This is a genomic window from Klebsiella sp. C360, from assembly GCF_048822415.1.
GTDB classification, from domain to species: Bacteria; Pseudomonadota; Gammaproteobacteria; order Enterobacterales; family Enterobacteriaceae; genus Klebsiella; species Klebsiella quasipneumoniae.
On sequence record NZ_JBMEZZ010000004.1, the window covers coordinates 489876 to 516579 of the forward strand.

Genomic DNA, 26704 nt, shown 5'->3' on the forward strand with positions numbered 1-26704 from the left:
AAACATGAAATATTCATTAGGGCCGGTGCTTTACTACTGGCCAAAAGAGACGCTGGAAGATTTTTACCAGCAGGCGGCAAACTGCAGCGCCGACACCATTTATCTCGGCGAAGCGGTGTGCAGCAAACGCCGCGCCACCAAAGTCGGCGACTGGATCGAGATGGCGAAAGCGCTGGCCGGCAGCGGCAAGCAGGTGGTGCTGTCTACCCTCGCGCTGGTGCAGGCCTCCTCTGAACTGGGCGAGCTGAAGCGCTATGTCGATAACGGTGAGTTCCTGATTGAGGCCAGCGATTTGGGCGTGGTGAACCTCTGCGCCGAACGCAAGCTGCCGTTCGTCGCCGGGCATGCGCTGAACTGCTACAACGCCGTCACTCTGCGTCTGCTGCTTAAGCAAGGTATGGTGCGCTGGTGCATGCCGGTGGAGCTTTCCCGCGACTGGCTGGCTAATTTACTGACCCAGTGCGAAGAGCTGGGTATTCGCAATCAGTTTGAAGTCGAAGTGCTGAGCTACGGCCATCTGCCGCTGGCTTATTCCGCCCGCTGCTTTACCGCCCGCTCGGAAGATCGGCCAAAGGATGAGTGCGAGACCTGCTGCATCAAGTACCCAACCGGGCGCAGCATGCTGTCCCAGGAGAACCAGCAGGTGTTCGTGCTCAACGGTATCCAGACCATGAGCGGCTATGTCTACAACCTGGGCAATGAGCTGACGTCCATGCACGGCCTGGTGGATATGGTGCGCCTGTCGCCGATGGGCAACGAGACCTTCGCCATGCTCGACGCCTTCCGCGCCAATGAAAACGGCGCTGCGCCGCTGGCGCTCACCGGCAACAGCGATTGCAACGGCTACTGGAAACGGCTGCCCGGGCTGGCGCTGCAGGCCTGATAAACCGCTCACTTTGTTAACAGCAGTGCTCAGATTTTAATGCATTATTAAAGATGCAGCTTTTCTGGCTGGCGCGTCCTGGATGCGCCAGGCTGGAAGAAGACCTTCAATCTGATGACGATGCTGTAGCAAAGTGAGCCTTTATGACTGACAAATCTGTTCCGTTCTCGGTGCTCGATCTGGCGCCGATCCCGCAAGGATCTTCTGCTAAAGAAGCCTTTACCCACTCTCTGGATCTCGCCCGGCTGGCCGAATCGCGCGGCTATCACCGCTACTGGCTGGCGGAGCACCACAATATGGTCGGCATTGCCAGCGCAGCGACCTCGGTGCTCATTGGCTATCTCGCAGCCAATACCACCACCCTGCATCTGGGGTCCGGCGGGGTGATGCTGCCCAACCACTCTCCGCTGGTGATTGCCGAGCAGTTCGGTACGCTCAATACGCTCTACCCGGGACGCATCGATCTCGGCCTTGGCCGCGCGCCGGGCAGCGATCAGCCCACCATGCGCGCCCTGCGTCGCCATATGAGCGGCGATGTCGATAACTTCCCGCGCGATGTGGCGGAACTGGTGGACTGGTTTGACGCCCGCGAACCGAACCCGCACGTGCGCCCGGTTCCTGGCTATGGCGAACGAATTCCGGTGTGGCTGCTGGGCTCAAGCCTCTACAGCGCCCAGCTGGCGGCGCAGCTCGGCCTGCCGTTCGCATTCGCTTCGCACTTCGCGCCGGATATGCTGTTCCAGGCCCTGCACCTGTATCGCAGCAACTTTACGCCCTCAGCGCGGCTGGAAAAACCGTATGCCATGGTGTGCATTAATATCATCGCCGCCGACAGCAACCGCGATGCGGAGTTTCTCTTCACTTCCATGCAGCAGGCGTTTGTGAAGCTACGTCGCGGCGAAACCGGACAGCTACCGCCGCCGGTGGAAAATATGCATCAGCTGTGGTCAGCGTCCGAGCAGTATGGCGTGCAGCAGGCGCTGCGCATGTCGCTGGTGGGTGATAAAACCAAAGTCCGCCACGGCTTAGAGTCGATTTTGCGGGAAACCGAGGCGGACGAAATCATGGTCAATGGCCAGATCTTCGACCACCAGGCGCGCCTGCATTCTTTCGATTTAGCGATGCAGGTGAAAGAGGAATTGTTGGGTTAGTGAGCTATGCGGCATTTTTGCCGCATTTCTTTTCTCTCGTTAAACCATTTTGTGATCGCCTTCATTCATATTTTCGCATAACCCCCGCCTTATTACGTTGAGCGTAATTACATTACCTCTGGAGTAATTGTCACCCTCATACAACGGTGTTAGCTTTCCTCTGTTTTATTTTTCAAACCTGAACCTGGTAAAAGAGAATACCCATGAGCCAACCAACTGCCCGTGCTATGTGGATCGGCGAGTGCTTATTAAAAGCGCTGTTAATGGAGGTCTCCGCCTGGCCTAAGCCCGGCCTTGTTACACCTCATTCACAAGGGGCGCATAAAGATATGGATATCTGGTTATTTATTACCAGTTCATCGGCTATTGCCCCCTGTTTTAGCGCCTGCGCCTATGCCGGGGAAAATCATCAGGGTTCGCCAGGGGAACTCTTTACAAGAATACGTGCCATTGGCATTCATTATGAAAATACGCTGCTGCGGGCAACACAGCAGGTTAATACTCAGCGCGGCATTCTGTTTTCCGGCGCGATTCTGGCGACAGCGGCAGGATGGCTTTCCGGGCGCGGGGAAACCCTCTCTTATCACGCCTTAAGCCAGTGCGTCGCTGAACTCTGCCGCGATCTTTGCCGTCGGGATTTCGCCGCCCTTGCCGAACGCCCGGCGCAAACCCACGGTGAAAAACTGTATGTCGGATTCGGAATTACCGGCGTGCGCGGCGAGGCAGAGCAAGGCTTCCCTCTGGTTTGCCAGATTGGCTTACCCGCGCTGCATCAGGCGTTAGACAACGGGCTGGCCTGGCGGGAAGCGCTTATTCATACGCTGCTCACCTTAATGGCCCATTGCGATGACACTACCGTGCTGTTTCGTGGCGGCCAGCAGGCGCTGGCGGAAATGAAGCAATATGCTCGGCGTCTGGTGACGCAGGGCGGAATGTTTAACCCTGCGATCGAGCAGGCGCTGGCTGATTTTAATTCATGGTGCCTGGATAAGTGGGTCAGCCCTGGCGGTTCGGCCGATTTATTAGCGCTGTGTCTGGCGATGTATTTTCTTTGCTGCCAGCCGCAAGGAGATATGACATAAGGAAGATTATGAACATCTATTTTTATACTTTATTAACGTATGGCTTAACGATTGTAATTTCATTTGCGGTTGTCGGCATCATTGTTGGCGTTAACAAGATGATGAATAAATTAAATATCACCGACGATTAATTTTCGAATTTTACCTTAGCCATCAGGAATATAGTTATGGATATCTTTGTTAAGCTCTTTTCGGGCATTGGCACTTTTTTTATTGAAGATCCGAAAATAGCCATTGCACGTTTTCTGCTAATTGTTCTTGGCTTTATATTAGCCTGGATGGGATTCCGCCGTAAGCTTGAACCGTTAATTATGGTGCCGATGGGCCTCGGTATGATCGCGGTTAACGCCGGGGTACTGTTTCTGGCGGGGGGACAAACCGGGACCTTAATTCTCGACCCGATGGTCAGCGAGCCTAACGAGCTGGTAAACCTGATGCAGGTAAACTTCCTGCAGCCGGTCTATAACTTCACCTTTAGCAATGGCCTCATCGCCTGTATCGTTTTCTTCGGCATTGGCGCAATGAGCGACATCAGCTTCATTCTGCTCCGCCCCTGGGCCAGCATTGTTGTCGCTCTGTTCGCCGAGGCGGGAACCTTCGCCGCGCTGTTGCTGGGTATTGAAGTATTCGGCCTACCCGCCAACGAAGCCGCGTCGATTGCCACTATCGGCGGCGCAGATGGGCCGATGGTGCTCTTTGCCTCCCTTATCCTGGCACCGAACCTGTTCGTCCCCATCGCCATTATCGCTTATCTCTACCTGAGCCTGACCTATGCCGGTTATCCGTACCTGGTGCGTCTGCTGGTACCGAAAAAATACCGTGGCATGGAAGTTGAAATTGAATACCCCACCGTATCGAAGAAAGCGAAATTCATCTTTACCGTCTGCGCCTGCCTGCTGTTGTGCCTGCTGCTGCCGGTCGCCGCGCCGCTGATCCTCTCGTTCTTCCTCGGGATCGCTATTAAAGAGGCGGAGATCGAACCGTTCCAGAAATTACTGGAATCCACGCTGACCTATACCGCAACGCTGTTTCTCGGTCTGCTGCTGGGCACGCTGTGCGAAGCGCAAACTATTCTCGACCCGAAAGTTGCCATCATCCTGATCCTGGGTATCGGCGCGCTGGCCATTTCCGCCGTCGGCGCTCTACTGGGCGGCTGGTTTATCTGGTTTATCTCGAAGGGGCGTTATAACCCGGCTATCGGTATCGCGGGCGTCTCTTGCCTGCCGACGACGGCAAAAATCGCGCAGAAAGAGGTTAACAATGAGAACCCCTACGCCATCATCCTGCCGCTGGCAATGGGTGCGGGTGTGAGCGGTCTGATCGTCTCGGCTATCGCCACCGGGATCTTTATCTCCACGCTATTCCTGCTGAATTAATGGAGTCAACCCATGCTAAAAGAGCACAACTGGCATCAACTTAAGGACGATACAGCACAGCGCCTGAATCAGCTGGCGCCGTATTTCCGTGACGGCAAAATTATCGACGCTAAAGATACAGTCGCCGTGCTGGAAGCCGTTATTCGAAGCTTCGACCGCGTCAATATCGAGGGCAATAACCAGAAACAGGCGGATTTTCTCTCCGAATGCCTGTGCCAGCTTGATCCGCAAAAAATCTACGGCCTGCATATGGTGCAGTCTTCCGTACCGTTGTCCAGCCATCTGGATTTGTTTGAAAAGAGCATCGCTGAAAAGCTCGATTTCGCCTATGCCGGGCCGCAGGATGGCCGCCTGGCGAAGCTGATCCAGGACGGTAAGATCAAGCTCGGGGCCATCCACACCTATCTGGAGCTGTTCAGCCGCTACTTTGTCGACCTCACGCCGCGCGTGTCGCTAATCACCGCCTTTGAAGCGGATAAAGACGGTAATCTCTACACCGGCTTTAACACCGAAGATACGCCTGTTATTACCGAAGCCACCCACTTCCGCCAGGGAATTGTGATCGCGCAGGTCAACAAGATTGTCGATAAAGTGCCGCGCGTTGATATCCCCGGCGACTGGGTAAATGCGGTGATTGAAGCGCCGCGCCCGTTCTACGTCGAGCCGCTGTTTACCCGCGATCCGGGACTTATTACCGACACCCATGTGCTGATGGCAATGATGGCGCTGAAAGGTATCTATGCCGAATACGGCGTTGAGCGCATTAACCACGGCATTGGCTTCTTCACCGCAGCCATTGAGCTGCTGCTGCCCACCTACGGCGAGGAACTGGGGCTGAAAGGCAAAGTCTGTACCCATATGGTACTCAACCCGCATCCGACGCTAATCCCAGCGATCGAAAGCGGCTGGATCCAGTCGGTGCACTGCTTCGGCGGCGAACTGGGCATGGAGAAATATGTCGCCGAACGCCCGGACGTCTTTTATATCGGCCAGGACGGCACGCTACGCTCCAACCGCGCCTTCGCCCAGGCTGCAGGTCACTACGCGCTGGATATGTTTATCGGCGGCACGCTGCAGATCGATAAGTACGGAAACAGCAGCACCGCCACCGCCAGCCGCGTTTCGGGCTTTGGCGGCGCGCCGAATATGGGCTGCGACGCCAAAGGCCGCCGTCATGCAACGCAATCCTGGCTGAAATGCGGTGAAGAGTTCAACGCCACCCAGCAGCAGCTGATTGGCGATATGCCACGCGGCAAACGTCTGGTGGTGCAGATGCAGGAAACCTTCCGCGAGAAGCGACAGCCCGCTTTCGTCGACAAGCTGGACGCCTGGGAACTGGCGGAAAAAGCCAATCTCGCCCTGCCGCCGGTCATGGTGTACGCCGATGACGTCACCCACGTACTGACCGAAGAGGGCATCGCCTATCTGCACCGCTGCGAAGGGCTGGAACAGCGCATGGCGGCCATTCGCGCCGTGGCAGGCTACACCGGAATTGGCCTTGCCGCCGATTCGGCGCAGACCGCACAGCTGCGTGAGGAAGGCATTGTCAAAACGCCGGAAGATTTAGGCATTGACCGCCGCCGCGCCAACCGTCAGATGCTGGCGGCGAAAAGCATTCGCGATCTCGTTGACTGGTCTGGCGGACTCTATAACCCGCCCGCTCGATTCCGTAACTGGTAGGGGAAAAGGACATGGCTCTACATCAAATATCACATCATTTCAGCGGCACCCGCGAAAGAGCATCTCTGCCGCAAACTGTGCACTGCGGCGTTGTTGGCTCCGGCGATCTGGAGGTCCTGCTAGAGCCGAAAGCGCTGGCGGGCGGTATTGAAGTCAGCATCTGCACGCCGGTGACCGGTTTCGATCATATCTGGGAAATCGTGCTGAAACGGTTTCTGGAAAACGGACCGCTGGGCAACATGCAGGTCAGCATCAATGACAACAACGCCACGCCTGCGGTCGTCGCGTTACGAATTCAGCAAGCGTTACAGCAGGCTATGCCGGGAGAAACCCATCATGAATGATCTGCGTTTTCTGGAAGCCAGCGCCCGCGTTCGCGCCAGCTCGCTGGTGGATAAAGGTACCTTTACTGAACTGATCGGCCCGGCGGACAAGCGAACCAGCCCTCACCTGCCCGTGCTCAATGAAGCCGTGGAGTTTGACGACGGCATCGTTACCGGCATCGGCCTGCTGGGCCAGCACCCGGCCATTGTCATCTCGCAGGAGGGGCGTTTTATCGGCGGTGCGGTTGGCGAGGTGGGCGGCGCAAAAATGGTCGGTGCGCTGATGCTGGCGGACGAACTGGCGGCGCAGACCACCGACCCGGCCCGCCGCCCGATCGTCCTCATCGCTTTTGAAACCGGCGGCGTGCGCCTGCATGAGGCTAACGCCGGACTGCTGGCCCACGCCGAGTGTATGGACATGCTGCAAACCCTGCGCGGTCGCGTCCCGGTCGTGGCGATGATCGGCAGCAAGATCGGCTGCTTTGGCGGGATGGGTTTTGTCGCCGCCGCCACCGACGTCATCGTGATGAGCGAATCGGGCCGCCTGGGGCTGACCGGGCCTGAGGTCATCGAACAGGAGATGGGCCGCAGCGAGTTTGACGCCTCGGACCGCGCGCTGGTGTTCCGCACCACCGGCGGTAAGCATAAGTACATCGTCGGGGACTGTAACTACCTGATTGCCGACTCGCTCGAAGCCTTCCACCAGCAGGCCGCGCTGATTGCCGACCTGGACTGGCCGCAGATTGAAGCCATGCGCCGCATCGGCAGCGAAGCGAAAGTACGCGCCCAGATGGCGCTCACGCAAAAAATCAGCGAGTCAGCGCCGTCAGACGCGCGGGATGTCTGGGCGATGGCGGGCAATACCGCGCCCCAGTCGCTGGTGGATATGGATCTGGAGACGTTCCTGAGCAACGTTAAACGCCTGCCGGTGGAGGAAGCATAATGGAAAATTTACTCGGCCAGGGCCGCGCCGCTATCGATCTGATTGTTGACGAAAACAGCTTCGAAGAGAACGCGCTGGCGGATCTCAAGCTGCCTTATGAGGATTACGGTCCCGGCGCCGTCATCGGCAGCGCCCGCATTAGCGGTGAAGTCTGCACCGTTATTGCTAACGACGCCATGACCTTTAACCCGCGCTTTCCGGTGGTGTACGCCGGGGTTATCGGGCTGGAAGAGGGTTACAAAATGGCGCTGGCGGTCTATCGCACGCTGGCGATGGATAAAGATAAGCCCGTCGGCGAGAAACGTCCGCTGGTGCTGATCGTCGACACTCCCGGCAACGGGCCGGGCAAGCTGGAAGAGATCATCGGTATGAATAAAGCCACCGGAGCCTATCAGCTGGCGCTGGCTGAGGCGCGCCATGTCGGACACCCGATTATCGCGATGGTCATCGGTCGCGCCATTAGCGGCGCGTTTCTCTGCCACGGTTTACAGGCCGACCATATCCTGAGCCTGACATCGGAATTTGGCACCATGATCCATGTAATGCCGCTGAGCAGTATCGCGCGTATTACCCGCCAGGACGTGGAGCGTCTGAGCGAGCTTTCCCGAACCAATCCGGTCTTCGCGGCCGGGCCGGAGTTCTTCTGGCAGTTGGGCGGGGTGGAAGCGCTGATCAAGGCGATCCCGGAGATGAAAGCGGCGATCGTTCTCCATATCGCAGAAGTGCGCCAGCAGAAACTGGCGGCTGGCGTGACGGCGACAGGCCCGCAGGGGCGTGGGATGGCAGGCGAAGAGCGCGGCGGCAGAAAAATGCGCAACGTGATTCTGGCACAGATGCGCGAGGAGTATCGGGCGGTCGCGGCGCGGTATCAACCGGCCTGATTCTGGAGTACGCGCTATGAACGATCCCATCGCCACACTCGAATGGCTGGTTGACGCCCAGCAGGGTATCCCCACGTTAACGGAGATGCCGCATCGCACGCTGAACGATAAAGGCATCGCTGGCCCCACGGCGGCTCACGTTCTCGAGGAGATCCACACGCCGTTGAACCTGGCGCTGGTTACCTTTACCACCGGCAGCAGCGCATTTCAAAACATCGTCGGCGTAACGCGGAATGAACTGCCGTTGCGTAGCGCGGCGGGTAAGCGTGTGCTGGCGGAATGCGGCGTAACCGCCGGGCAGCATATGGTGGTGACCTACGCGCCGCTGGTGAATGTATTCACGCGTCAGGCGCTGGACGAGAGCGGTCTACACTGGTCTTTTTTATCCCGCTCCTGCCGGGACGCGCTGCTGATTGCCCTTTGTCGCCAGCAGCCGGACGTGGTGGTGGGAGAGTCCTCATTTTTACGCGCGACGCTCGAACAGGCGCTAAAGATGAACCTGCAGGCGTATTTACCCAAAACGCTGACGCTGATTACCGCAGGCACGCCCCTTGATGAAGCGCTGGTTCCACTGTGCGCTTCGCTGGGCTATGCGCTGCATGACGTCTACGGTTGCCAGGAGTTCGGCTGGCTGATACTGGACGGCCTGCCGGTTCGGGACGATATCTCCCTAGTCGCCGCGCCGCAGGGCGGTGACTGGCGGGAGGTGATCGTTGGCGGTCTGCCGACCGGCGACAGCTTTCCCGTTGCGACCAACGGCCATCTGTGTAATCCGCAGGGCAAAATCCAGACCTGGAAGCGTCAGCGCACCACGCCGGAATATGACATGGTGGTGATGGCGACTACCGCCCATCACCGGGAAATTGTGGAGCGGACGGCACGGACGATTTTACGTATCAAGGGGCGTGTTTGCCGGGTCAGCGCGCAGCTACAAACCCAGGCCAGCGCCACCCATATCCGCCTCTACCCCGTTACGGTCCCGGGGGAGGAAGCGGCAAAAACCGCGCCGGTCGATATTATCGGTCCGCAGGCCACCGAGCAGTTTGACGCCATACTTGCGGCGCAGCGGGATTTACAGCAACAGGCGAAAAACGATCCGGCATGGAGCAAGCAGCGATGAGCGCCCTGCAACGCCATACTCTGTGCTGGCTGGACAGCGCTGCGCTGCGGCTGATTGCGAGGCAGTTGAACGGCGCGTTTAGCACCCTCCCCGCCTCATTGCGGGAAGAGGCGCGTGACTATCTGCTCTCCGGATATCTCCCCGGCATTGTGCGCAGAGGCATCCATGATGAAGTGAATATTTCCCTGGGATTTTGCTTTCCGCAGCGCTGGAAAGGGCAGCGTTTACGGCTGGCGACGGTGGCTTCATTACAGGCCGTCACGCGCGTGTCAACGCCGGAGCAAACGGCCACCCTGCCTGCCGTCAGCCGTACCAGCGCGATACGTGCCTTTAGCGCCCTGCGTCAGGCATGGCGCGGGCCGGAAACCGGGCTCGGCGTGTGGGGGTCGGTGGCGCTGGAGATGGCGACGCCCTGGCTATGGACGGACAGTCGCTCCGATTTAGATATCCGCATTACGCCCTGGCACGAAATGGCGTTAAGCGATTGTTACTCTTTTCTGACTGATATTGCTCAGCAATATTCAGTGCGTATTGATGGGGAAATTAATTTACCCAACGGTTTTTCTATCAATATCCAAGAGTGGTTTAGCGGGAGTCTGACCCTGCTGGCTAAAGGCGAGACCGATGTCGGATTAATGACGCGACATGATGTCGCCGGTTTAATAAAACATCTTTCAATGAAATATATTAAAGGAAATTAATATGTCTGAAGTCAAATCAAAAGTACCGGGTGTTGTCGATGAAGTTAAAGCTGCAGTGGGCGATAAAATTGAAAAAGGCCAGACGGTTGTTATTCTTGAAGCCATGAAAATGAAAATGCCTGTCGCCTCGCCGGAGGCTGGCGTATTAAAGTCACTGGCGGTGAACGCAGGCGATCGCGTAAACCCGGGCAAGGTCTTATTCGAAATTACCGTTGAGTAAATCGTCACATTTTTAATACTAAATAAATAGTGCGGCATTCCTTTGTGATATAACCACATGCCTGAATCATATCAGCGATAAATATTTCGCTGATATGACAAGCAAGGTCTGTACGTATAATTTTACTGTTGACTGCCCGCATCATAAAAACATACTGTGCTAAAAGCCCTTGTCTTATTTTATTGTCATTTCCCGGTTCGGGTAGCCTCTTATGCTTTTAGTATGGTTATAGAAAGAGAGACATCATGATTATTTACGGATTGATGTTAATGGGATTATGCATGTTCGCCGGGTTAATTGTCGGCGATCTTTTGGGCTTGCTGCTTGGAATTTCCGCCAATATCGGCGGCGTCGGCTTTGCCATGCTGTTTTTAGTCGTTATTTCCCAGAAGCTGACGGATAAGGGACTGTTGTCTAAACCTGCCGAACAGGGAGTGGGATTCTGGAACGCGATGTATATCCCTATTGTTGTCGCCATGTCCGCGAACCAGAACGTTGTGGCCGCGCTCAAAGGGGGCCCGGCGGCGCTTATTGCTGGCCTTGGCGCTGTCGTGATTGGTTTTCTGCTGATTAAACCATTGAGCAAAATCGGCAGCAAAAGCACGATGGCACGTTCAGCAGACTAACCGGTGGAGAGCATAAAGAATGGAACAATTTACAAAGATTCTTACCAGTAACTTCACCAGCAATGCCCTGATCACCGCTTTTGTGGTGGTTGGCATTGTATGCTGGGTCGCGGCCTGGCTCTCGACCCACGTCTTTCGCGGTAAAATTCACAGCTCGGCGATCGCCATTGCCGCGGGCCTGCTGCTGGCCTGGCTCGGCGGCGAACTCACCGGCGGCAAAAAAGGGCTTTCCGACATCACGCTTTTTAGCGGTATTGCGCTGATGGGCGGCGGCATGTTCCGTGATTTTGCCATTATCGCCACCGCCTTTGGCGTGAAGCTTGACGAGCTGAAAAAAGCGGGCCTCGCGGGCGCGCTGGCGCTGGTCGTCTCTACCGTGCTCTCCTTCTACCTGGGAGCGATGGTTGCCTGGGCCTTCGGCTATACCGATGCGGTCAGCATGGCGACTATCGGCGGCGGCGCGGTGACCTTTATTGTCGGCCCGGTTACCGGTGCAGCGCTTGGCGCAAGCTCGGATGTTATCGCGCTCAGTATCGCTGCCGGGGTGATTAAATCTATCGCCATCATGATTGTCACGCCGCTGGTGGCCAAACCCGCCGGACTGAACTCTCCCGCTGCAGCCATTGTCTACGGCGGGCTGATGGGTTCCACCAGCGGCGTGGCGGCAGGGCTGGCGGCGACTGATCCGAAACTTGTCCCTTATGGCGCAATGACAGCCACCTTCTATACCGGCCTGGGCTGTCTGCTGGCACCCTCTGCGCTCTATCTCTCTTTATCCCCGTTCTTTTAACCGCATGCGCCTGTTGTTTTATGCAACAGGTGCCAGGGAGACTTATGTATTCATTTCAACGTATGAAGCCCGGGCAAATTGCGATGCAGGCCTCACTGTGCACGCAGGAGGAAGAGGAGATTTTTCGGCAAAAGCTACTGGCCGATAAACCCGAACACCGAATCGGCTTTGCGTTTATCAGCGGCACCTCCGACGAACTGCGAAACAAACTGCAGCGCTGCGTCATCGGCTGTGCGTTGAAGAATCAAATCATCACCAGGCAGGAGCCGGCCATTTTCACCTTATGCTCACTCAGCCGCCAGGCGCTGACCCACGCGTTAACGAATACCATCTGCGATGATCATATCCGCATGAAAATCGCCTTAGTCAGCACCACCCGGTGGCTCGCCGTTGCTATGTACGGCGAAGCCCAGGTTTATCAGCGAATGACCCAGGAAATCATGGGGCTTTGTCTACATCGTTATTCTCCAGCATAAGTTGCCTGGCATACATACGACATTCAGCGAGAAGAGATAGCAGTCCAGGATGATTTTCCTGACTACGGGGAAAAACAAGCGATATCTCCTGCTCCATACGATAGGCCTCCTGCAAAGGCAGCAGGCGTATGCCGCTACGAAAAAGCCCGCGCATGCGCCCGGGAATAAGCGTGTAACCCACTCCGGCATTCACCATGCTCATCAACGAAAAAATATCATGCACCCGCAGCGCAATGTCAGGTTCAAATCCAGCGATACGAAACGCTTGCTGGAAACCTCTCCAGGTGGCGAACCCCTCACTCAGGGCGATAAACTTTTTACTCTGCAGTAGGGAAAGGTCAACGGGTACTGATAGAGTATCCGCATCCTGTACAGGAACAGCTAAATAAATCGAATCGGAAAATATCGTCCAGGTTTCAAATAAATGATAATTATACTCATCGGGTGTTGAAATTAATGCCGCATCAATACTTCCTGCATTTAAAGCTTCTAATAAAACTTTATTAGAGTTCATAATAAATTCTATAGAAAGTTCCGGGCGACGATTTTTCAGCCCCTGAACAATCTGCGGCGCCGTTTTCAGCACCAATGAATAGAGCAGACCTAAGCGTAATGCCGGAGAGTGATATCCTGAAGCTTCTCGCGTCAGGTAAACACAGCGGTCCATGGCATCCATCACTTCTTTGGCATGCTTTTGCATCACCCAGGCAGCGGGACATGGCTGTAAATTTCGGCCATTATGCGTAAAAAGAGCACAGCGTAGATTATCTTCCAGAGAATGAATAGCGCGGTGTACACTGACCGGAGATATTCTCATATTCTCTGCTGCCTTAGAAATATTCATAGTTTCCATATATCCAAGGAAAATTTCCAGTTTGCGCAAAGTGATGTCTTGCTCAGGCATATAAACATTCCCTTATTTAAAATGACCTTTCATGATAATAAGAGAATGCTGGAAAATATATATTGAGCCAGATCGGTAATTCTGGCTCAGGTAAATTAAAATTACTGGTAAACCGGCAGCAGATTAACGCTCGACAGAATGTGCACGACCGCATTGCCCAGGCCAAACAGCAGGATCAGCACAATCATCGGTGTTCCGCCCCATACGCGGAACTGTGGGCTGCCGAAGCGTTTACGCGAGGCGCGAGCCAGCAGCGCCGGTACAATCGCCGCCCAGATCGTCGCCGCCAGGCCGGCATAGCCGATGGCGTAGAGGAAGCCATCGGGTTTCACCAACCCGCCAATCATCGGCGGAATAAAGGTCAGCAGCGCAGTTTTAAAGCGCCCCAGCGCGCTGTCGTCAAAGCCAAACAGATCCGCAAGGTAGTCGAACAGCCCCAGCGTGACGCCAAGGAACGAGCTGGCGACGGCAAAGTTAGAGAACACCACCAGCAGCAGATCCAGGCTCCGGCTGTTCAGCACCCCGCTCAGGGCCTGCACCAGCACATCAATGTTGCCGCCCTTCTGCGCGATGTCGATAAACTGCGGGCGCGGGATATTGCCCATCGTCACCAGCAGCCAGACCACGTACAGACCCAGCGCCAGCAACGTACCGTAGGTTAAGCAGCGGATGATGGTACGTGGATCTTTTCCGTAGTATTTCATCAGGCTCGGCACGTTGCCGTGGTAGCCAAACGAGGCCAGGCAGAACGGCAGCGTCATCAGCAGGTATGGCGCATAGGAGGCGTTCTTTTCCGCGACGTTAAACAGCGTCGTCGGCTCGACGTGCCCCAGCAGACTGCCGAAGGTCAGGAAGAACGTGATCACCTTGGCGCCAAGCACGATAGCCGTCATGCGGCTCACCGCTTTGGTGCTCATCCAGACGATAAATGCCACCAGCAGCGCAAAGCCAAAACCCGCCGCCCGCGCCGGTACGTTCAGCGACATCTCGCTAAACGTATGATGCAGTATCGAGCCGCTGGCTGAAATATAGGCGTAGGTCAGAATATACAGCACAAAGGCGATCGACACGCCGTTGACCAGGTTCCAGCCCTTACCGAGCAGATCTTTGGTAATGGTGTCGAAGCTGGAGCCGATCCGGTAGTTAAGGTTGGCCTCGAGGATCATCAGACCGGAGTGCAACATGCAGAACCAGGTGAAGACCAGCGCCGCCAGCGACCAGAAAAACCACGCGCCGGACATCACCACCGGCAGCGAGAACATGCCCGCGCCGATAATCGTGCCGCCGATGATCACCACGCCGCCAAACAGGGACGGACGGGTTGCCGTAGTGGTTAGTGTCACCATTTACCGAAATCTCCAGTCAAAAATACTTTCCCACGATGGGTGTGACGCACTGTACCAGTACACGAGTACAAAAGAAATAAAAAAAGCCCCAATCATGACGATCGGGGCTGTATTATTTAGTTTACGCTAGCGGGCTGCGTTAATTACGCATCGCCACCGAAGCGACGGCGACCGGCAGAGTCATCGCGGCGCGGCGCGGATGCATCGTCACGACGCGGCGCACGGCCTTCACGACGTTCGCCGCTGAAACGACGACCATCACCACGACCACCTTCACGACGCTCGCCACCGAAGCCACGACCGCCTTCACGACGCTCACCGCCGAAGCTACGACCGCCTTCACGACGTTCACCGCCGCCACGACGTTCGGTGCGCGGCTGCGCATCGCCCAGCAGCTGCATGTTCATCGGCTTGTTCAGGATGCGGGTACGAGTAAAGTGCTGCAGCACTTCGCCCGGCATCCCTTTCGGCAGTTCGATGGTGGAGTGAGAAGCGAACAGCTTGATGTTACCGATGTAACGGCTGCTGATATCGCCTTCGTTAGCGATCGCGCCAACGATATGACGTACTTCAACACCGTCATCGCGACCCACTTCAATGCGATACAGTTCCATATCGCCTACGTCACGACGCTCACGTTTCGGACGATCTTCGCGATCGCCACGCGGAGCGCGGTCGTTGCGGTCGCCACGACGCTCGAAGCGATCGTCACGGTCACGGAACTCACGACGCGGACGCATCGGCGCATCCGGCGGCACGATCAGCGAGCGTTCGCCCTGGGCCATTTTCAGCAGCGCAGCAGCCAGCGTTTCCACGTCCAGCTCTTCGCCTTCCGCCGTCGGCTGGATTTTCGCCAGCAGCGCACGGTACTGGTCCAGATCGCTGCTTTCCAGCTGTTGCTGGACTTTCGCGGCGAATTTTTCCAGACGACGTTTGCTCAGCAGCTCTGCGTTCGGCAGTTCAACTTCCGGAATGGTCAGCTTCATCGTACGTTCGATGTTGCGCAGCAGACGACGCTCGCGGTTCTCAACGAACAGCAGCGCGCGGCCGGCGCGGCCCGCACGACCGGTACGGCCGATACGGTGAACGTAAGACTCGGAATCCATCGGGATGTCGTAGTTCACCACCAGGCTGATACGCTCAACGTCCAGACCACGGGCTGCAACGTCAGTTGCAATCAGGATATCCAGACGACCGTCTTTCAGACGCTCCAGGGTCTGCTCACGCAGCGCCTGGTTCATGTCGCCGTTCAGCGCCGCGCTGTTGTAGCCGTTACGCTCCAGCGCTTCAGCCACTTCCAGGGTCGCGTTTTTGGTACGGACGAAGATAATCGCCGCATCAAAATCTTCCGCTTCCAGGAAACGCACCAGCGCTTCGTTTTTACGCATGCCGTAGGCAGTCCAGTAGCTCTGGCTGATGTCCGGACGAGTCGTCACGCTGGACTGAATACGCACTTCCTGCGGCTCTTTCATAAAGCGGCGGGTAATGCGACGGATCGCTTCCGGCATGGTGGCGGAGAACAGCGCGGTCTGATGCCCTTCCGGGATCTGCGCCATAATGGTTTCTACGTCTTCGATAAAGCCCATGCGCAGCATTTCATCTGCTTCATCCAGTACCAGGCCGCTCAGTTTAGAGAGGTCCAGGGTGCCGCGCTTCAGGTGGTCCAGCAGACGACCCGGGGTACCGACTACGATCTGCGGACCCTGACGCAGGGCGCGCAGCTGCACGTCATAACGCTGGCCGCCGTACAGGGCAACCACGTTTACGCCGCGCATATGTTTAGAGAATTCCGTCATTGCTTCAGCAACCTGTACCGCCAGCTCGCGGGTCGGCGCCAGCACCAGGATCTGTGGTGCTCTCAGCTCAGGATCGATGTTGTTCAGCAGCGGTAAAGAGAACGCTGCGGTTTTACCGCTACCGGTCTGGGCCATACCCAGAACGTCGCGGCCGTCCAGCAGATGCGGAATGCACTCAGCCTGGATCGGAGATGGTTTTTCGTAACCCAGATCGGTAAGCGCTTCAAGGATAGGAGCCTTCAGGCCCAGATCTGCAAAAGTGGTTTCGAATTCAGCCATGTAGTACGTGTGCCTCAAAATTAATGGCGGCCAGTCTACATAACTCATCGTGAAAATTTACGGTAATTTTCATTGAAAAGTGTGAACCGGCTCAAAGTAGGTGTATTAACGAACAACAACGCCCTCACCCGCGAAGGTGATGGCAAGCAAAAAACTATGGGCTGATGTGTTCGTCAGCTATTGCTGGTCCGATTCTGCCAGGTCATCTTGCTCCTGGCCCAAGAGCGATAATTCCAACAATGCGTATCGGTGCTCAACGTAGTTATGTACGTTGTTGGCGACCGCCAGTTTGAACAGTGCCGTAGCGCTGTCCTTGTCCCCCAGACTTAGGTAGTACTTACCTAAATAGAAGTTGGTTTCACTGAGATGCTCAGCGAGCGAGGTGTTATCCGTTGCGTCTGCCTTCAGACGAGTCATCAGCTCTTTTTCGCTAATGTCGCCAAGGTAGAACTCGACAATGTTCCATCCCCATTGCTCTTTGTCCGACTTGTCTAAGCGCTCTCTGAGTGCTTCAAGCGCCCGCTTCTCGTCGAGTTTACGCTCGGCGATATAAAGCCACAGGCTACGGAAAGGATCATTGGGATCGTCTTGATAAAACGCCAGCAGATCATCTTGCGCTAACTTAGCCCGGCCGCCGTAATACAGGGCGATACCGCGGTTCAAGTGCGCGTAGTTGTAAGTTGGATCAAGCTCAAGTACAGAATCAAACGCTTCATAGGCAGCATCAAAATTGCCTGCCTGCGTTAAGTAAATGCCTAAGTAATTGAATACTTCAGGCATATCGGGTCGGATTGCCAGCGCTTGTGAAAAATCATTTCGCGCTAATGCCCTCAGACCGAGACTATCATACAACACTCCGCGCTCATATAAAAGCTGTGCGCGTTCGTCATCGGATAAAGCCCGACTGGCAAGAATTTGTTCCATACGTGCCAGAATCACTTCTTGCTGTAAAGTCGGTTGCAATGGTACTGCGAGGACGGCGTCCTTACGCCAGGCGGTGCTACTGCATCCTGCCAGCGTGAGAGCTGTCGCCACGAAACACCAGCGCAAAAAAGGCTTCATTTCCCACTCCCGAAGACAACGATTGGATGAACGTCCTGTTCCCCGGCTGCAAACGAGGCGTCCTGCCCGTAAAACGCCCTCCGCAAAAGCGGAGGGCTAACGGCAACCTTACTCGCCCTGCTCGGCAGCCGGAACTTCCGGCGCTGCGGCAGACGGAGTCTGTTCAGTTGCTTCTTTGATGCTCAGACGGACACGGCCCTGACGGTCAACTTCCAGAACCTTAACCGGTACTTCCTGACCCATCTGCAGGTAGTCAGTCACTTTCTCAACGCGCTTGTCGGCGATCTGCGAGATGTGAACCAGACCTTCTTTACCGCCGCCGATGGCAACGAACGCGCCAAAGTCAACGATACGGGTCACTTTACCATTGTAGATACGGCCAACTTCGATCTCAGCGGTGATCTCTTCGATACGACGGATAGCATGTTGTGCTTTGTCGCCGTCGGTCGCTGCGATCTTCACGGTACCGTCATCTTCGATTTCGATGGTGGTGCCGGTCTCTTCGGTCAGGGCACGGATAACAGAACCGCCTTTACCGATAACGTCTTTGATCTTGTCCGGGTTGATCTTGATGGTGTGGATACGCGGTGCGAATTCAGAGATGTCGCCGCGCGGCGCGTTAATCGCCTGCTCCATCACGCCCAGGATGTGCAGACGCGCACCTTTAGCCTGGTTCAATGCAACCTGCATGATTTCTTTGGTGATACCTTCAATTTTGATATCCATCTGCAGCGCAGAGATACCGTCGCGGGAACCCGCTACTTTGAAGTCCATATCGCCAAGGTGGTCTTCGTCACCGAGGATGTCAGACAGCACGACGAAGTTGTCGCCTTCTTTCACCAGGCCCATGGCGATACCCGCCACGGCGGCTTTCACCGGCACACCAGCGTCCATCAGCGCCAGAGAGGCACCACAGACGGAAGCCATGGAAGAAGAGCCGTTGGATTCGGTGATTTCAGACACCACGCGAACGGTGTACGGGAATTCGTCGATAGTCGGCATCACGGCCAGAACGCCGCGCTTAGCCAGACGACCGTGACCGATTTCACGACGCTTCGGAGATCCCACCATGCCAGTTTCGCCTACGGAGTACGGAGGGAAGTTGTAGTGGAACAGGAAGGAGTCGGTACGCTCGCCCATCAGTTCGTCGATGTTCTGCGCATCGCGTGCGGTACCCAGAGTCGCGGTAACCAGCGCCTGCGTTTCGCCACGGGTGAACAGTGCGGAACCGTGAGTACGCGGCAGAACGCCGGTACGAACGTCCAGACCACGGATCATATCTTTTTCGCGGCCATCGATACGCAGCTCACCGGCCAGCACGCGGCTACGAACCACGTTTTTCTCGATAGCGTGCAGGATTTCACCCAGTTCGTTAGCGTCCAGGGTTTCATCTTCTGCAACCAGCGTAGCGATGGTTTCAGATTTGATCACATCAACCTGAGCGTAACGCTCTTGTTTGTCGGTGATACGGTAAGCATCGCTCAGGCGGGATTCAGCCAGCGCAGCCACGCGCGCGTTCAGCGCTTCGTTGACGGCTTCCGGCTGCCAGTCCCAACGCGGTTTACCGGCTTCTTTCACCAGGTCGTTGATGTTCTGAATAACAATCTGCTGCTGCTCGTGGCCAAAGACCACCGCGCCCAGCATCTGGTCTTCGCTCAGCAGTTCCGCTTCGGATTCCACCATCAGCACGGCCGCTTCGGTACCGGCAACCACCAGATCCAGTTTGCTGGACTTCAGCTCTTCCTGGGTTGGGTTCAGTACGTACTGGTCGTTGATGTAACCCACGCGCGCGGCGCCGATTGGGCCATTGAACGGAATACCAGACAGGGACAGCGCTGCGGAAGCGCCGATCATCGCGACGATATCCGGGTTAACCTGCGGGTTAACGGAAACCACGGTGGCGATAACCTGAACTTCGTTAACGAAGCCTTCCGGGAACAGCGGGCGAACCGGGCGGTCAATCAGACGCGCGATCAGGGTTTCGCCTTCGCTTGGGCGGCCTTCACGACGGAAGAAACCACCCGGGATTTTACCGGCAGCGTAGGTACGCTCCTGGTAGTTAACCGTCAGCGGGAAAAAGTCCTGGCCTGGCTTCGCTTTTTTCTGGCCCACAACGGTCACGAATACCGCAGTGTCATCCATGCTAACCATCACAGCGGCCGTTGCCTGGCGCGCCATCATGCCGGTTTCCAGGGTCACGGTATGCTGGCCGTACTGGAATTTACGAACGATCGGATTAAGCAAAATTCTATCCTTTTTATCTATAAATCACGCCATATCTACGACATAGCGTCTATTGACCCGATCCTCTGCATCCTCGCGACTAATGACAACCTTTACCCGCCCCTGCGGATGAAGCCTCTCATTAGCCGCGCGAACCTCTGCATGAAGATCATTACTAGCAACAATACATGAGTTTTGAATGAATTGCTGCCGCCCGGTCGAAAAAAGGGGCCGTCAGGCCCCTTTTTCTGAAACTCGCAGAATTAGCGACGCAGACCCAGACGCTCGATCAGCGCAGAGTAACGTGCAACATCTTTACGTTTCAGGTAGTCGAGCAGTTTACGACGCTGAGAAACCATGCGCAGCAGACCACGACGGCTGTGGTGATCTTTTTTGTGCTCTGCAAAGTGGCCCTGCAGGTGGTTGATCTGTGCAGTCAGCAGTGCAACCTGAACTTCGGTAGAACCGCTGTCGTTTTCGCCACGACCAAACTCAGAAACGATTTTTGCTTTAGCTTCAACGCTTAGAGACATTTTAGAACTCCAAAATTAAAAGAAAGAAAGGGTGCCGATCTCTAATTCAGCGACCCCTGATGCAACGCCCGAAAATGTTAAAACACTTTAGCGGACGTTAAGCGGCGATATTCTACTCGTAGCAGGCTTTTATCGCAAGAAAAGCGCTTACGCCGGGTATTCCACCACCAGACGACGCGGCGCCACGCGGCCTTCCTCGTCAATTTCGCCCATGCCGAGAAACTTGCCGGATTCGCTTTCCATCACCCGCACCAGCCCGTTAAGCGGCGCGCCTGACTGACGTACCGGGTTGCCGTTTTTAAAGTAGACCGCGGAGGTCTCCGGGATCGTCACCAGCGGATAGTCCGACGCCGGGCTGTCCATGGGCATCAGCAGCGGATCGAGCAGCTGCGCGGCAGGAATATCCTGCGCCGCCGCCTGATCGACCAGCGCCTGCAGCTGCTCGAGGGTCACCATCCGCTCAACCGGGTATTTGCTCACCGCCAGGCGACGCAGGAAAATCACGTGCGCGCCGCAGCCGAGCTTCTCACCTAAATCATCGATAATCGTCCGGATGTAGGTGCCTTTCGAGCAGTGGATCTCCAGCTCCAGTTCATCGCCTTCATGGCGAATAAACAGCAGCTCATAAACGGTAATCGGCCGAGCTTCACGCGGGACCTCAATCCCCTGACGGGCATATTCGTACAGCTTCTTGCCCTGATATTTCAGCGCCGAATACATCGACGGCACCTGCTGCGTCTCGCCGCGGAAGCTGTCCAGCGCCGCCGCCAGCTGTTCGTCGCTAAAGGTCAGCGGGCGCTCTTCCACCACCTGGCCATCGGCATCGGAGGTATCGGTGCGCTGGCCAAGTTTAGCTATCACGCGGTAGCGCTTATCGGAGTCCAGCAGGTATTGGGAAAACTTGGTCGCTTCGCCAAGGCAGATCGGCAGCATACCGGTCGCCAGCGGATCCAGCGCGCCGGTGTGTCCGGCGCGGTTGGCGTTATATATACGCTTTACTTTCTGCAGCACATCGTTGCTGGAGGCGCCCTGAGGCTTATCCAGCAGCAATACGCCGTGCACGTCGCGGCCGCGACGACGAGGACGACTCATCAGTCCTCCTTGCTGTCGTCCGGGTTCACACGACGCTCATCGTCGTGTTTCACCACGCTGGTGACCAGGTTGGACATACGCATCCCTTCCACCAGTGAGTTGTCGTAGAAGAAGGTCAGCTCCGGCACGATGCGCAGGCGCATCGCTTTCCCCAGCAGAGAGCGGATAAAGCCAGAGGCTTCCTGCAGCGCTTTGATGCCCGCTTTCACCGCGGCTTCATCTTTGTCGTTGAGGAAGGTGACATACACCTTGGCATAGGCCAGGTCACGGGACATTTCCACACCGGAAACGGTGGTCATCATGCCCAGACGCGGGTCTTTGATTTCACGCTGCAGGATGATAGCAATCTCTTTTTGCATCTCCTGGGCCACGCGCTGCGGGCGACCAAATTCTTTCGCCATAATAAATTCTCCAGAATAAAGACAAAAAAGGGGCCTAAAGCCCCTTTTTAAAATGATTGCCGGGTGGCGCTTCGCTTCCCCGGCGGCTTAGCCATCCGATGATTAATCGATGCTACGCTGGATTTCGATGATTTCGAACACTTCGATCATATCGCCAACGCGAACGTCGTTGTAGTTCTTCACACCGATACCACATTCCATGCCGTTACGGACTTCGTTAACGTCATCTTTGAAGCGGCGCAGGGATTCCAGCTCGCCTTCATAGATAACCACGTTGTCACGCAGCACGCGGATTGGGTTGTGACGTTTGATCGTCCCTTCGGTAACCATACAGCCCGCGATGGCGCCGAATTTCGGCGATTTAAAGACATCACGCACTTCAGCCAGACCGATGATCTGCTGTTTCAGTTCCGGAGACAGCATGCCGCTCATCGCCGCTTTCACTTCGTCGATCAGGTTATAGATGACGGAGTAGTAACGCAGATCCAGGCTTTCCGCTTCGATAACTTTACGCGCAGAGGCATCGGCACGAACGTTGAAGCCAACCAGAATCGCGTTGGATGCTGCAGCCAGGGTGGCGTCGGTTTCGGTGATACCACCTACGCCGGAACCGATGATCTTCACTTTCACTTCGTCGGTAGACAGTTTCAGTAAGGAATCGGAAATCGCCTCGACAGAACCCTGTACGTCCGCTTTCAGCACGATGTTCACTTCGTGAACTTCGCCTTCGGTCATGTTAGCGAACATGTTTTCCAGTTTAGATTTCTGCTGACGCGCCAGCTTAACTTCACGGAATTTGCCCTGACGATACAGCGCCACTTCACGCGCTTTTTTCTCGTCACGAACCACGGTCACTTCATCACCGGCAGCCGGCACACCGGACAGGCCGAGGATTTCCACCGGAATAGACGGACCCGCTTCCAGCACTTCGCGACCCAGTTCGTCACGCATCGCACGCACACGACCGTATTCGAAGCCGCACAGAACGATATCGCCCTTATGCAGAGTACCTTCGCGAACCAGAACGGTAGCGACCGGACCACGACCTTTATCAAGGAAGGATTCGATCACCGCGCCGCTCGCCATCCCGTTACGGACCGCTTTCAGCTCGAGTACTTCAGCCTGCAGCAGGATCGCGTCCAGCAGGTCGTCGATACCGGTACCGGCTTTCGCGGAGACGTGGACGAACTGGCTCTCGCCGCCCCACTCTTCCGGCAGGATGCCGTACTGGGACAGTTCGTTCTTCACACGGTCCGGATCGGCTTCAGGCTTATCGATCTTGTTCACCGCAACCACCACCGGCACCTGCGCCGCTTTGGCGTGCTGGATAGCTTCGATAGTCTGCGGCATCACGCCGTCGTCTGCCGCCACCACCAGAACCACGATATCCGTCGCCTGCGCACCACGAGCACGCATGGAGGTAAACGCGGCGTGGCCCGGGGTATCCAGGAAGGTGATCATGCCGTTGTCGGTTTCTACATGGTAAGCACCGATGTGCTGGGTAATACCACCCGCTTCGCCGGAAGCAACCTTAGTGGAACGGATGTAGTCCAGCAGCGAGGTTTTACCGTGGTCAACGTGACCCATGATGGTCACAACCGGTGCGCGCGGTTCAGCCGCCGCGCCGGTGTCACGGTCGCTCATTACCGCTTCTTCCAGCTCGTTTTCACGACGCAGGATAACTTTGTGGCCCATCTCTTCGGCAACCAGCTGTGCGGTTTCCTGGTCGATGACCTGGTTGATGGTCGCCATGGCGCCCAGCTTCATCATCGCTTTGATGACCTGCGAACCTTTCACCGCCATCTTGTTAGCCAGTTCGCCAACGGTGATGGTTTCGCCGATCACGACGTCACGGTTAACGGCCTGCGCCGGCTTCTGGAAGCCCTGCTGCAGAGCGGAACCTTTACGGTGCTTACCACCTTTACCGCCGCGAACGGCCGCACGGGCTTCTTCACGATCGGCTTTAGATTCAGCGTGTTTGTTGCCTTTCTTCGCCGGACGCGCCGCTTTGCTGCTACGGCTGCGGCTGCGGCCGCCTTCGACTTCACGATCGTTATCATCTTCAGCCTGACGTGCATGCTGTGACGTGGTGACGTGATAGTCGCTGGCGTCTTCCGGGCTGTCTGAAGTTTCAGACCAATTTTTTTCGTTTTCTTCTGCCATACGGCGTGCTTCTTCCGCTACACGGCGCGCTTCTTCTTCAAGTTTGCGGCGTGCTTCTTCTTCCGATTTGCGCTTCAGTTCCGCGGCTTCGTTCTCGCGACGGATCTTTTCAGCCTGGGCGGTTTTGGTCATTTCGTCGGTATGTTGATTGCTCACTTTGTCTTTTTCCGCAGCTTCACGTTTCGCTTTATCAGCGACTTCACGTTTAGCTTGTTCTGCGGCCTCACGTTCAGCTTTTAATTGCGCCTCGCGTTTCGCTGCTTCTTCAGCTTCACGACGGGCCTGCTCTTCCGCTTCACGCTGCGCCTGCTCTTCCGCGGCCAGGCGTTCAGCCTCTTGCGGATCGCGTTTCACAAAGGTGCGTTTCTTGCGGACTTCGATTTGTACCGATTTACTCTTTCCACCGGTACCTGGAATATTCAACGTACTGCGCGTCTTACGCTGTAACGTCAGCTTGTCTGGCGCCGAACCGTGCTCACGGTTCAGGTGCGTCAACAAAGTTTGTTTCTCTTGCGAGGTCACAGAATCATCAGCCGTTTTGCGGATGCCTGCGTCAGCAAATTGCTGTATCAGGCGATCCACAGAGGTCTGAATCTCTGAGGCCAGCGCTTTAATAGTCACATCTGTCATGCTGTTCCTTCCTGCTACAGTTTATTACGCTTCGTCGCCGAACCAACAAATGTTGCGAGCGGCCATGATGAGCTCGCCAGCTTTCTCGTCGGTCATCCCTTCGATATCAGCCAGGTCATCAACGCCCTGCTCGGCGAGATCTTCCAGCGTACAAACACCACGGGCAGCCAGTTTGAATGCCAGGGCACGATCCAGACCTTCGAGATTCAACAGATCATCGGCAGGTTTGTTATCTCCCAGGCTTTCTTCCTGAGCCAGCGCCAGCGTAGTCAGTGCGTTTTTCGCACGCTCACGAAGTGCTTCAACGGTGGCTTCATCCAGACCGTCGATTTCCAGCAGTTCTTTCATCGGCACATAGGCCAGCTCTTCCAGTGAGGAGAAGCCTTCTTCAACCAGCACTGTCGCGAAATCTTCATCAATATCGAGATATTTGGTGAAGGTATCGATAGCGGCATGCGCTTCCGCCTGGTGCTTAGCCTGCAGATCGTCAACGGTCATCACGTTGAGTTCCCAGCCGCTAAGCTGCGAGGCCAGGCGGACGTTCTGACCGTTACGGCCAATCGCCTGCGCCAGGTTGCCCGCTTCTACCGCGATATCCATGGTGTGTTTATCTTCATCCACCACGATGGACGCGACGTCTGCCGGCGCCATAGCGTTAATCACGAACTGCGCCGGGTTATCATCCCAGAGGACGATATCGATACGCTCGCCGCCCAGCTCGGTGGATACCGCCTGCACGCGCGCGCCGCGCATACCGACGCAAGCGCCAACCGGGTCGATACGCTTGTCGTTGGTTTTCACCGCGATTTTGGCACGAGAGCCCGGATCGCGAGCTGCCGCTTTGATCTCCAGCACTTCTTCACCAATTTCCGGCACTTCGATGCGGAACAGTTCGATCAGCATCTCAGGTTTGGAACGGGTCACGAACAGCTGGGCGCCACGCGCTTCCGGACGGACGGCGTACAGTACGCCGCGAATGCGGTCGCCCGGACGGAAGTTTTCACGCGGCAGCATATCTTCACGCAGGATCACGGCTTCAGCGTTGTTGCCCAGATCCAGAGTGATGTTGTCGCGGTTCACTTTTTTCACCACGCCGGTGATGATCTCACCTTCATGCTCGCGGAACTGATCGACCACCATCGCGCGCTCGGCTTCGCGAACTTTCTGCACGATAACCTGTTTAGCGGTCTGGGTGGTGATGCGGTCGAAGGTGACAGATTCAATCTGATCTTCGACGTAGTCGCCGACGTTCATGCTTTCATCTTCGAAACGCGCGGCTTCCAGCGTGATCTCGCGCGTCGGCTGGGTGACTTCTTCTACAACCAGCCAGCGACGGAAAGTGTCGAAATCGCCGCTCTTGCGGTCGATTTCAACGCGAACGTCGATCTCTTGTTCGTATTTTTTCTTGGTGGCCGTTGCCAGCGCGCTTTCCAGCGCTTCGAAAATTTTCTCACGTGGCAGCGCTTTTTCGTTGGAAACGGCTTCAACAACAGCCAAAATTTCTTTGTTCATCGGGGCCTTTCACCTCAATCCAGACTGTTAAAAGTGGGGAACCAGGTTCGCCTTCTGGATGTTACTCAGCGCGAACACTTCATCTTTGCCTTCGACGGTTACCGTGATCATTTCACCGTCTACCGCTTTGATAATGCCCTGCCATTTGCGACGGTTCTGAACCGCCATGCGCAGCACCAGCGCAACTTCTTCGCCAGTGAAACGTTGATAGTGTTCGGCGGTGAACATCGGACGGTCGAGACCAGGCGAAGAGACTTCCAGGTTGTAAGCGACAGTGATCGGGTCTTCGACATCCATGACGGCGCTTACCTGGTGGCTCACATCAGCACAATCATCAACGTTGATGCCATCTTCACTATCAATATAGATGCGCAGTGTGGATGTGCGACCGCGAATAAATTCGATGCCGACCAGCTCAAAGCCAAGCGCTTCAACCGGCGCAGTGAGCATCTCTGTCAATTTTTGCTCTAATGTGGACAAACCCACCCCCAAGACATAAAAAAAGGGCGTA

26 protein-coding genes are annotated in these 26704 nt (G+C 56.0%); 14 read left to right on the forward strand and 12 right to left on the reverse strand.

The window, feature by feature from the left end; all coding sequences use genetic code 11:
* The first annotated feature begins 4 nt into the window (after positions 1 to 4).
* The 14 genes from ACOI7D_RS14340 to ACOI7D_RS14405 all read left to right on the forward strand — a co-directional run bounded on the left by ACOI7D_RS14340 (position 5) and on the right by ACOI7D_RS14405 (position 12252).
* A complete protein-coding gene (locus tag ACOI7D_RS14340) occupies positions 5 to 883 on the forward strand; it encodes a U32 family peptidase (protein ID WP_023291112.1) in 879 nt (292 codons plus the stop codon).
* A 143-nt stretch (positions 884 to 1026) separates the two neighbouring features.
* A complete protein-coding gene (locus tag ACOI7D_RS14345) occupies positions 1027 to 2034 on the forward strand; it encodes a luciferase-like monooxygenase (protein WP_109546879.1) in 1008 nt (335 codons plus the stop codon).
* 203 nt (positions 2035 to 2237) lie between these two features.
* Positions 2238 to 3116 carry a triphosphoribosyl-dephospho-CoA synthase CitG gene (gene citG, locus ACOI7D_RS14350; protein WP_048298412.1) on the forward strand — a complete coding sequence of 293 codons (879 nt, stop codon included), beginning with the start codon at positions 2238 to 2240 and terminating at the stop codon, positions 3114 to 3116.
* 167 nt (positions 3117 to 3283) lie between these two features.
* Positions 3284 to 4492 (forward strand): Na+-transporting malonate decarboxylase, carboxybiotin decarboxylase subunit, encoded by a 1209-nt coding sequence (madB, locus tag ACOI7D_RS14355; protein ID WP_048298414.1) that lies wholly within the window; start codon positions 3284 to 3286, stop codon positions 4490 to 4492.
* Between the two features lie 12 nt (positions 4493 to 4504).
* Positions 4505 to 6172 carry a malonate decarboxylase subunit alpha gene (gene mdcA, locus ACOI7D_RS14360; protein ID WP_109546878.1) on the forward strand — a complete coding sequence of 556 codons (1668 nt, stop codon included), beginning with the start codon at positions 4505 to 4507 and terminating at the stop codon, positions 6170 to 6172.
* 11 nt (positions 6173 to 6183) lie between these two features.
* Positions 6184 to 6516 carry a malonate decarboxylase acyl carrier protein gene (mdcC, locus tag ACOI7D_RS14365; protein WP_053067538.1) on the forward strand — a complete coding sequence of 111 codons (333 nt, stop codon included), beginning with the start codon at positions 6184 to 6186 and terminating at the stop codon, positions 6514 to 6516.
* Positions 6509 to 7438 carry a biotin-independent malonate decarboxylase subunit beta gene (locus ACOI7D_RS14370; protein ID WP_048298417.1) on the forward strand — a complete coding sequence of 310 codons (930 nt, stop codon included), beginning with the start codon at positions 6509 to 6511 and terminating at the stop codon, positions 7436 to 7438. The genes mdcC and ACOI7D_RS14370 overlap by 8 nt, the downstream gene beginning before the upstream one ends.
* Positions 7438 to 8319: a biotin-independent malonate decarboxylase subunit gamma gene (gene mdcE / locus ACOI7D_RS14375; RefSeq protein ID WP_048298419.1), complete on the forward strand. Its 882-nt coding sequence runs from the start codon at positions 7438 to 7440 to the stop codon at positions 8317 to 8319. The genes ACOI7D_RS14370 and mdcE overlap by 1 nt, the downstream gene beginning before the upstream one ends.
* A gap of 16 nt (positions 8320 to 8335) precedes the next feature.
* Positions 8336 to 9439: an acyl carrier protein gene (locus tag ACOI7D_RS14380; RefSeq protein ID WP_109546877.1), complete on the forward strand. Its 1104-nt coding sequence runs from the start codon at positions 8336 to 8338 to the stop codon at positions 9437 to 9439.
* Positions 9436 to 10140 carry a malonate decarboxylase holo-[acyl-carrier-protein] synthase gene (gene mdcG / locus ACOI7D_RS14385; protein ID WP_109546876.1) on the forward strand — a complete coding sequence of 235 codons (705 nt, stop codon included), beginning with the start codon at positions 9436 to 9438 and terminating at the stop codon, positions 10138 to 10140. The genes ACOI7D_RS14380 and mdcG overlap by 4 nt, the downstream gene beginning before the upstream one ends.
* 1 nt (position 10141) lies before the next feature.
* Positions 10142 to 10360, forward strand: coding sequence for an acetyl-CoA carboxylase biotin carboxyl carrier protein subunit (locus ACOI7D_RS14390; RefSeq protein WP_109546875.1), 219 nt, complete (start codon positions 10142 to 10144; stop codon positions 10358 to 10360).
* Between the two features lie 245 nt (positions 10361 to 10605).
* Positions 10606 to 10986: a malonate transporter subunit MadL gene (gene madL / locus ACOI7D_RS14395; RefSeq protein ID WP_065805108.1), complete on the forward strand. Its 381-nt coding sequence runs from the start codon at positions 10606 to 10608 to the stop codon at positions 10984 to 10986.
* A 19-nt stretch (positions 10987 to 11005) separates the two neighbouring features.
* On the forward strand, positions 11006 to 11776 hold the full coding sequence (gene madM / locus ACOI7D_RS14400) for a malonate transporter subunit MadM (RefSeq protein WP_048298429.1): 771 nt from the start codon (positions 11006 to 11008) through the stop codon (positions 11774 to 11776).
* 44 nt (positions 11777 to 11820) lie between these two features.
* Positions 11821 to 12252 (forward strand): HutP family protein, encoded by a 432-nt coding sequence (locus ACOI7D_RS14405; RefSeq protein ID WP_048298431.1) that lies wholly within the window; start codon positions 11821 to 11823, stop codon positions 12250 to 12252.
* Here ACOI7D_RS14405 and ACOI7D_RS14410 read toward each other — a convergent pair.
* The 12 genes from ACOI7D_RS14410 to rimP form a co-directional block, all read right to left on the reverse strand.
* Positions 12215 to 13156 (reverse strand): LysR family transcriptional regulator, encoded by a 942-nt coding sequence (locus tag ACOI7D_RS14410; protein WP_109546874.1) that lies wholly within the window; start codon positions 13154 to 13156, stop codon positions 12215 to 12217. The genes ACOI7D_RS14405 and ACOI7D_RS14410 overlap by 38 nt on opposite strands.
* 101 nt (positions 13157 to 13257) lie before the next feature.
* On the reverse strand, positions 13258 to 14502 hold the full coding sequence (mtr, locus tag ACOI7D_RS14415) for a tryptophan permease (RefSeq protein ID WP_109546873.1): 1245 nt from the start codon (positions 14500 to 14502) through the stop codon (positions 13258 to 13260).
* A gap of 143 nt (positions 14503 to 14645) precedes the next feature.
* Positions 14646 to 16577 carry an ATP-dependent RNA helicase DeaD gene (deaD, locus tag ACOI7D_RS14420; protein WP_023291114.1) on the reverse strand — a complete coding sequence of 644 codons (1932 nt, stop codon included), beginning with the start codon at positions 16575 to 16577 and terminating at the stop codon, positions 14646 to 14648.
* Entirely contained in the window at positions 16570 to 16650 is an 81-nt protein-coding gene (yrbN, locus tag ACOI7D_RS14425) for a protein YrbN (protein WP_085903200.1), read from the reverse strand. Before yrbN ends, deaD begins: the two co-directional genes overlap by 8 nt.
* A 104-nt stretch (positions 16651 to 16754) precedes the next feature.
* Entirely contained in the window at positions 16755 to 17639 is an 885-nt protein-coding gene (nlpI, locus tag ACOI7D_RS14430) for a lipoprotein NlpI (protein ID WP_004206169.1), read from the reverse strand.
* Between the two features lie 108 nt (positions 17640 to 17747).
* Complete coding sequence (pnp, locus tag ACOI7D_RS14435; protein WP_109546872.1) at positions 17748 to 19883, reverse strand: polyribonucleotide nucleotidyltransferase; 2136 nt, start codon at positions 19881 to 19883, stop codon at positions 17748 to 17750.
* A 242-nt stretch (positions 19884 to 20125) separates the two neighbouring features.
* A complete protein-coding gene (gene rpsO, locus ACOI7D_RS14440; protein WP_002918244.1) occupies positions 20126 to 20395 on the reverse strand; it encodes a 30S ribosomal protein S15 in 270 nt (89 codons plus the stop codon).
* A 147-nt stretch (positions 20396 to 20542) separates the two neighbouring features.
* Positions 20543 to 21487 (reverse strand): tRNA pseudouridine(55) synthase TruB, encoded by a 945-nt coding sequence (gene truB, locus ACOI7D_RS14445; protein ID WP_044524834.1) that lies wholly within the window; start codon positions 21485 to 21487, stop codon positions 20543 to 20545.
* The gene (gene rbfA / locus ACOI7D_RS14450; RefSeq protein WP_002918248.1) at positions 21487 to 21888 is read right to left on the reverse strand and encodes a 30S ribosome-binding factor RbfA; all 402 of its coding nucleotides are present in this window, start codon (positions 21886 to 21888) and stop codon (positions 21487 to 21489) included. The genes truB and rbfA overlap by 1 nt, the downstream gene beginning before the upstream one ends.
* 102 nt (positions 21889 to 21990) lie before the next feature.
* Positions 21991 to 24681 carry a translation initiation factor IF-2 gene (gene infB, locus ACOI7D_RS14455; RefSeq protein ID WP_064157959.1) on the reverse strand — a complete coding sequence of 897 codons (2691 nt, stop codon included), beginning with the start codon at positions 24679 to 24681 and terminating at the stop codon, positions 21991 to 21993.
* Positions 24682 to 24705: 24 nt separating this feature from the next.
* Complete coding sequence (nusA, locus tag ACOI7D_RS14460; RefSeq protein ID WP_002918252.1) at positions 24706 to 26193, reverse strand: transcription termination factor NusA; 1488 nt, start codon at positions 26191 to 26193, stop codon at positions 24706 to 24708.
* Between the two features lie 27 nt (positions 26194 to 26220).
* Entirely contained in the window at positions 26221 to 26673 is a 453-nt protein-coding gene (gene rimP / locus ACOI7D_RS14465) for a ribosome maturation factor RimP (RefSeq protein ID WP_002918364.1), read from the reverse strand.
* Positions 26674 to 26704: the final 31 nt, after the last annotated feature.

Bases quoted from the DNA above. Each gene is read 5' to 3' on its own strand.
- ACOI7D_RS14340 (WP_023291112.1), top strand. From the start codon at position 5: ATGAAATATTCATTAGGGCCGGTGCTTTACTACTGGCCAAAAGAGACG.
- ACOI7D_RS14345 (WP_109546879.1), top strand. From the start codon at position 1,027: ATGACTGACAAATCTGTTCCGTTCTCGGTGCTCGATCTGGCGCCGATC.
- citG (WP_048298412.1), top strand. From the start codon at position 2,238: ATGAGCCAACCAACTGCCCGTGCTATGTGGATCGGCGAGTGCTTATTA.
- madB (WP_048298414.1), top strand. From the start codon at position 3,284: ATGGATATCTTTGTTAAGCTCTTTTCGGGCATTGGCACTTTTTTTATT.
- mdcA (WP_109546878.1), top strand. From the start codon at position 4,505: ATGCTAAAAGAGCACAACTGGCATCAACTTAAGGACGATACAGCACAG.
- mdcC (WP_053067538.1), top strand. From the start codon at position 6,184: ATGGCTCTACATCAAATATCACATCATTTCAGCGGCACCCGCGAAAGA.
- ACOI7D_RS14370 (WP_048298417.1), top strand. From the start codon at position 6,509: ATGAATGATCTGCGTTTTCTGGAAGCCAGCGCCCGCGTTCGCGCCAGC.
- mdcE (WP_048298419.1), top strand. From the start codon at position 7,438: ATGGAAAATTTACTCGGCCAGGGCCGCGCCGCTATCGATCTGATTGTT.
- ACOI7D_RS14380 (WP_109546877.1), top strand. From the start codon at position 8,336: ATGAACGATCCCATCGCCACACTCGAATGGCTGGTTGACGCCCAGCAG.
- mdcG (WP_109546876.1), top strand. From the start codon at position 9,436: ATGAGCGCCCTGCAACGCCATACTCTGTGCTGGCTGGACAGCGCTGCG.
- ACOI7D_RS14390 (WP_109546875.1), top strand. From the start codon at position 10,142: ATGTCTGAAGTCAAATCAAAAGTACCGGGTGTTGTCGATGAAGTTAAA.
- madL (WP_065805108.1), top strand. From the start codon at position 10,606: ATGATTATTTACGGATTGATGTTAATGGGATTATGCATGTTCGCCGGG.
- madM (WP_048298429.1), top strand. From the start codon at position 11,006: ATGGAACAATTTACAAAGATTCTTACCAGTAACTTCACCAGCAATGCC.
- ACOI7D_RS14405 (WP_048298431.1), top strand. From the start codon at position 11,821: ATGTATTCATTTCAACGTATGAAGCCCGGGCAAATTGCGATGCAGGCC.
- ACOI7D_RS14410 (WP_109546874.1), bottom strand. From the start codon at position 13,156: ATGCCTGAGCAAGACATCACTTTGCGCAAACTGGAAATTTTCCTTGGA.
- mtr (WP_109546873.1), bottom strand. From the start codon at position 14,502: ATGGTGACACTAACCACTACGGCAACCCGTCCGTCCCTGTTTGGCGGC.
- deaD (WP_023291114.1), bottom strand. From the start codon at position 16,577: ATGGCTGAATTCGAAACCACTTTTGCAGATCTGGGCCTGAAGGCTCCT.
- yrbN (WP_085903200.1), bottom strand. From the start codon at position 16,650: ATGAAAATTACCGTAAATTTTCACGATGAGTTATGTAGACTGGCCGCC.
- nlpI (WP_004206169.1), bottom strand. From the start codon at position 17,639: ATGAAGCCTTTTTTGCGCTGGTGTTTCGTGGCGACAGCTCTCACGCTG.
- rpsO (WP_002918244.1), bottom strand. From the start codon at position 20,395: ATGTCTCTAAGCGTTGAAGCTAAAGCAAAAATCGTTTCTGAGTTTGGT.
- truB (WP_044524834.1), bottom strand. From the start codon at position 21,487: ATGAGTCGTCCTCGTCGTCGCGGCCGCGACGTGCACGGCGTATTGCTG.
- rbfA (WP_002918248.1), bottom strand. From the start codon at position 21,888: ATGGCGAAAGAATTTGGTCGCCCGCAGCGCGTGGCCCAGGAGATGCAA.
- infB (WP_064157959.1), bottom strand. From the start codon at position 24,681: ATGACAGATGTGACTATTAAAGCGCTGGCCTCAGAGATTCAGACCTCT.
- nusA (WP_002918252.1), bottom strand. From the start codon at position 26,193: ATGAACAAAGAAATTTTGGCTGTTGTTGAAGCCGTTTCCAACGAAAAA.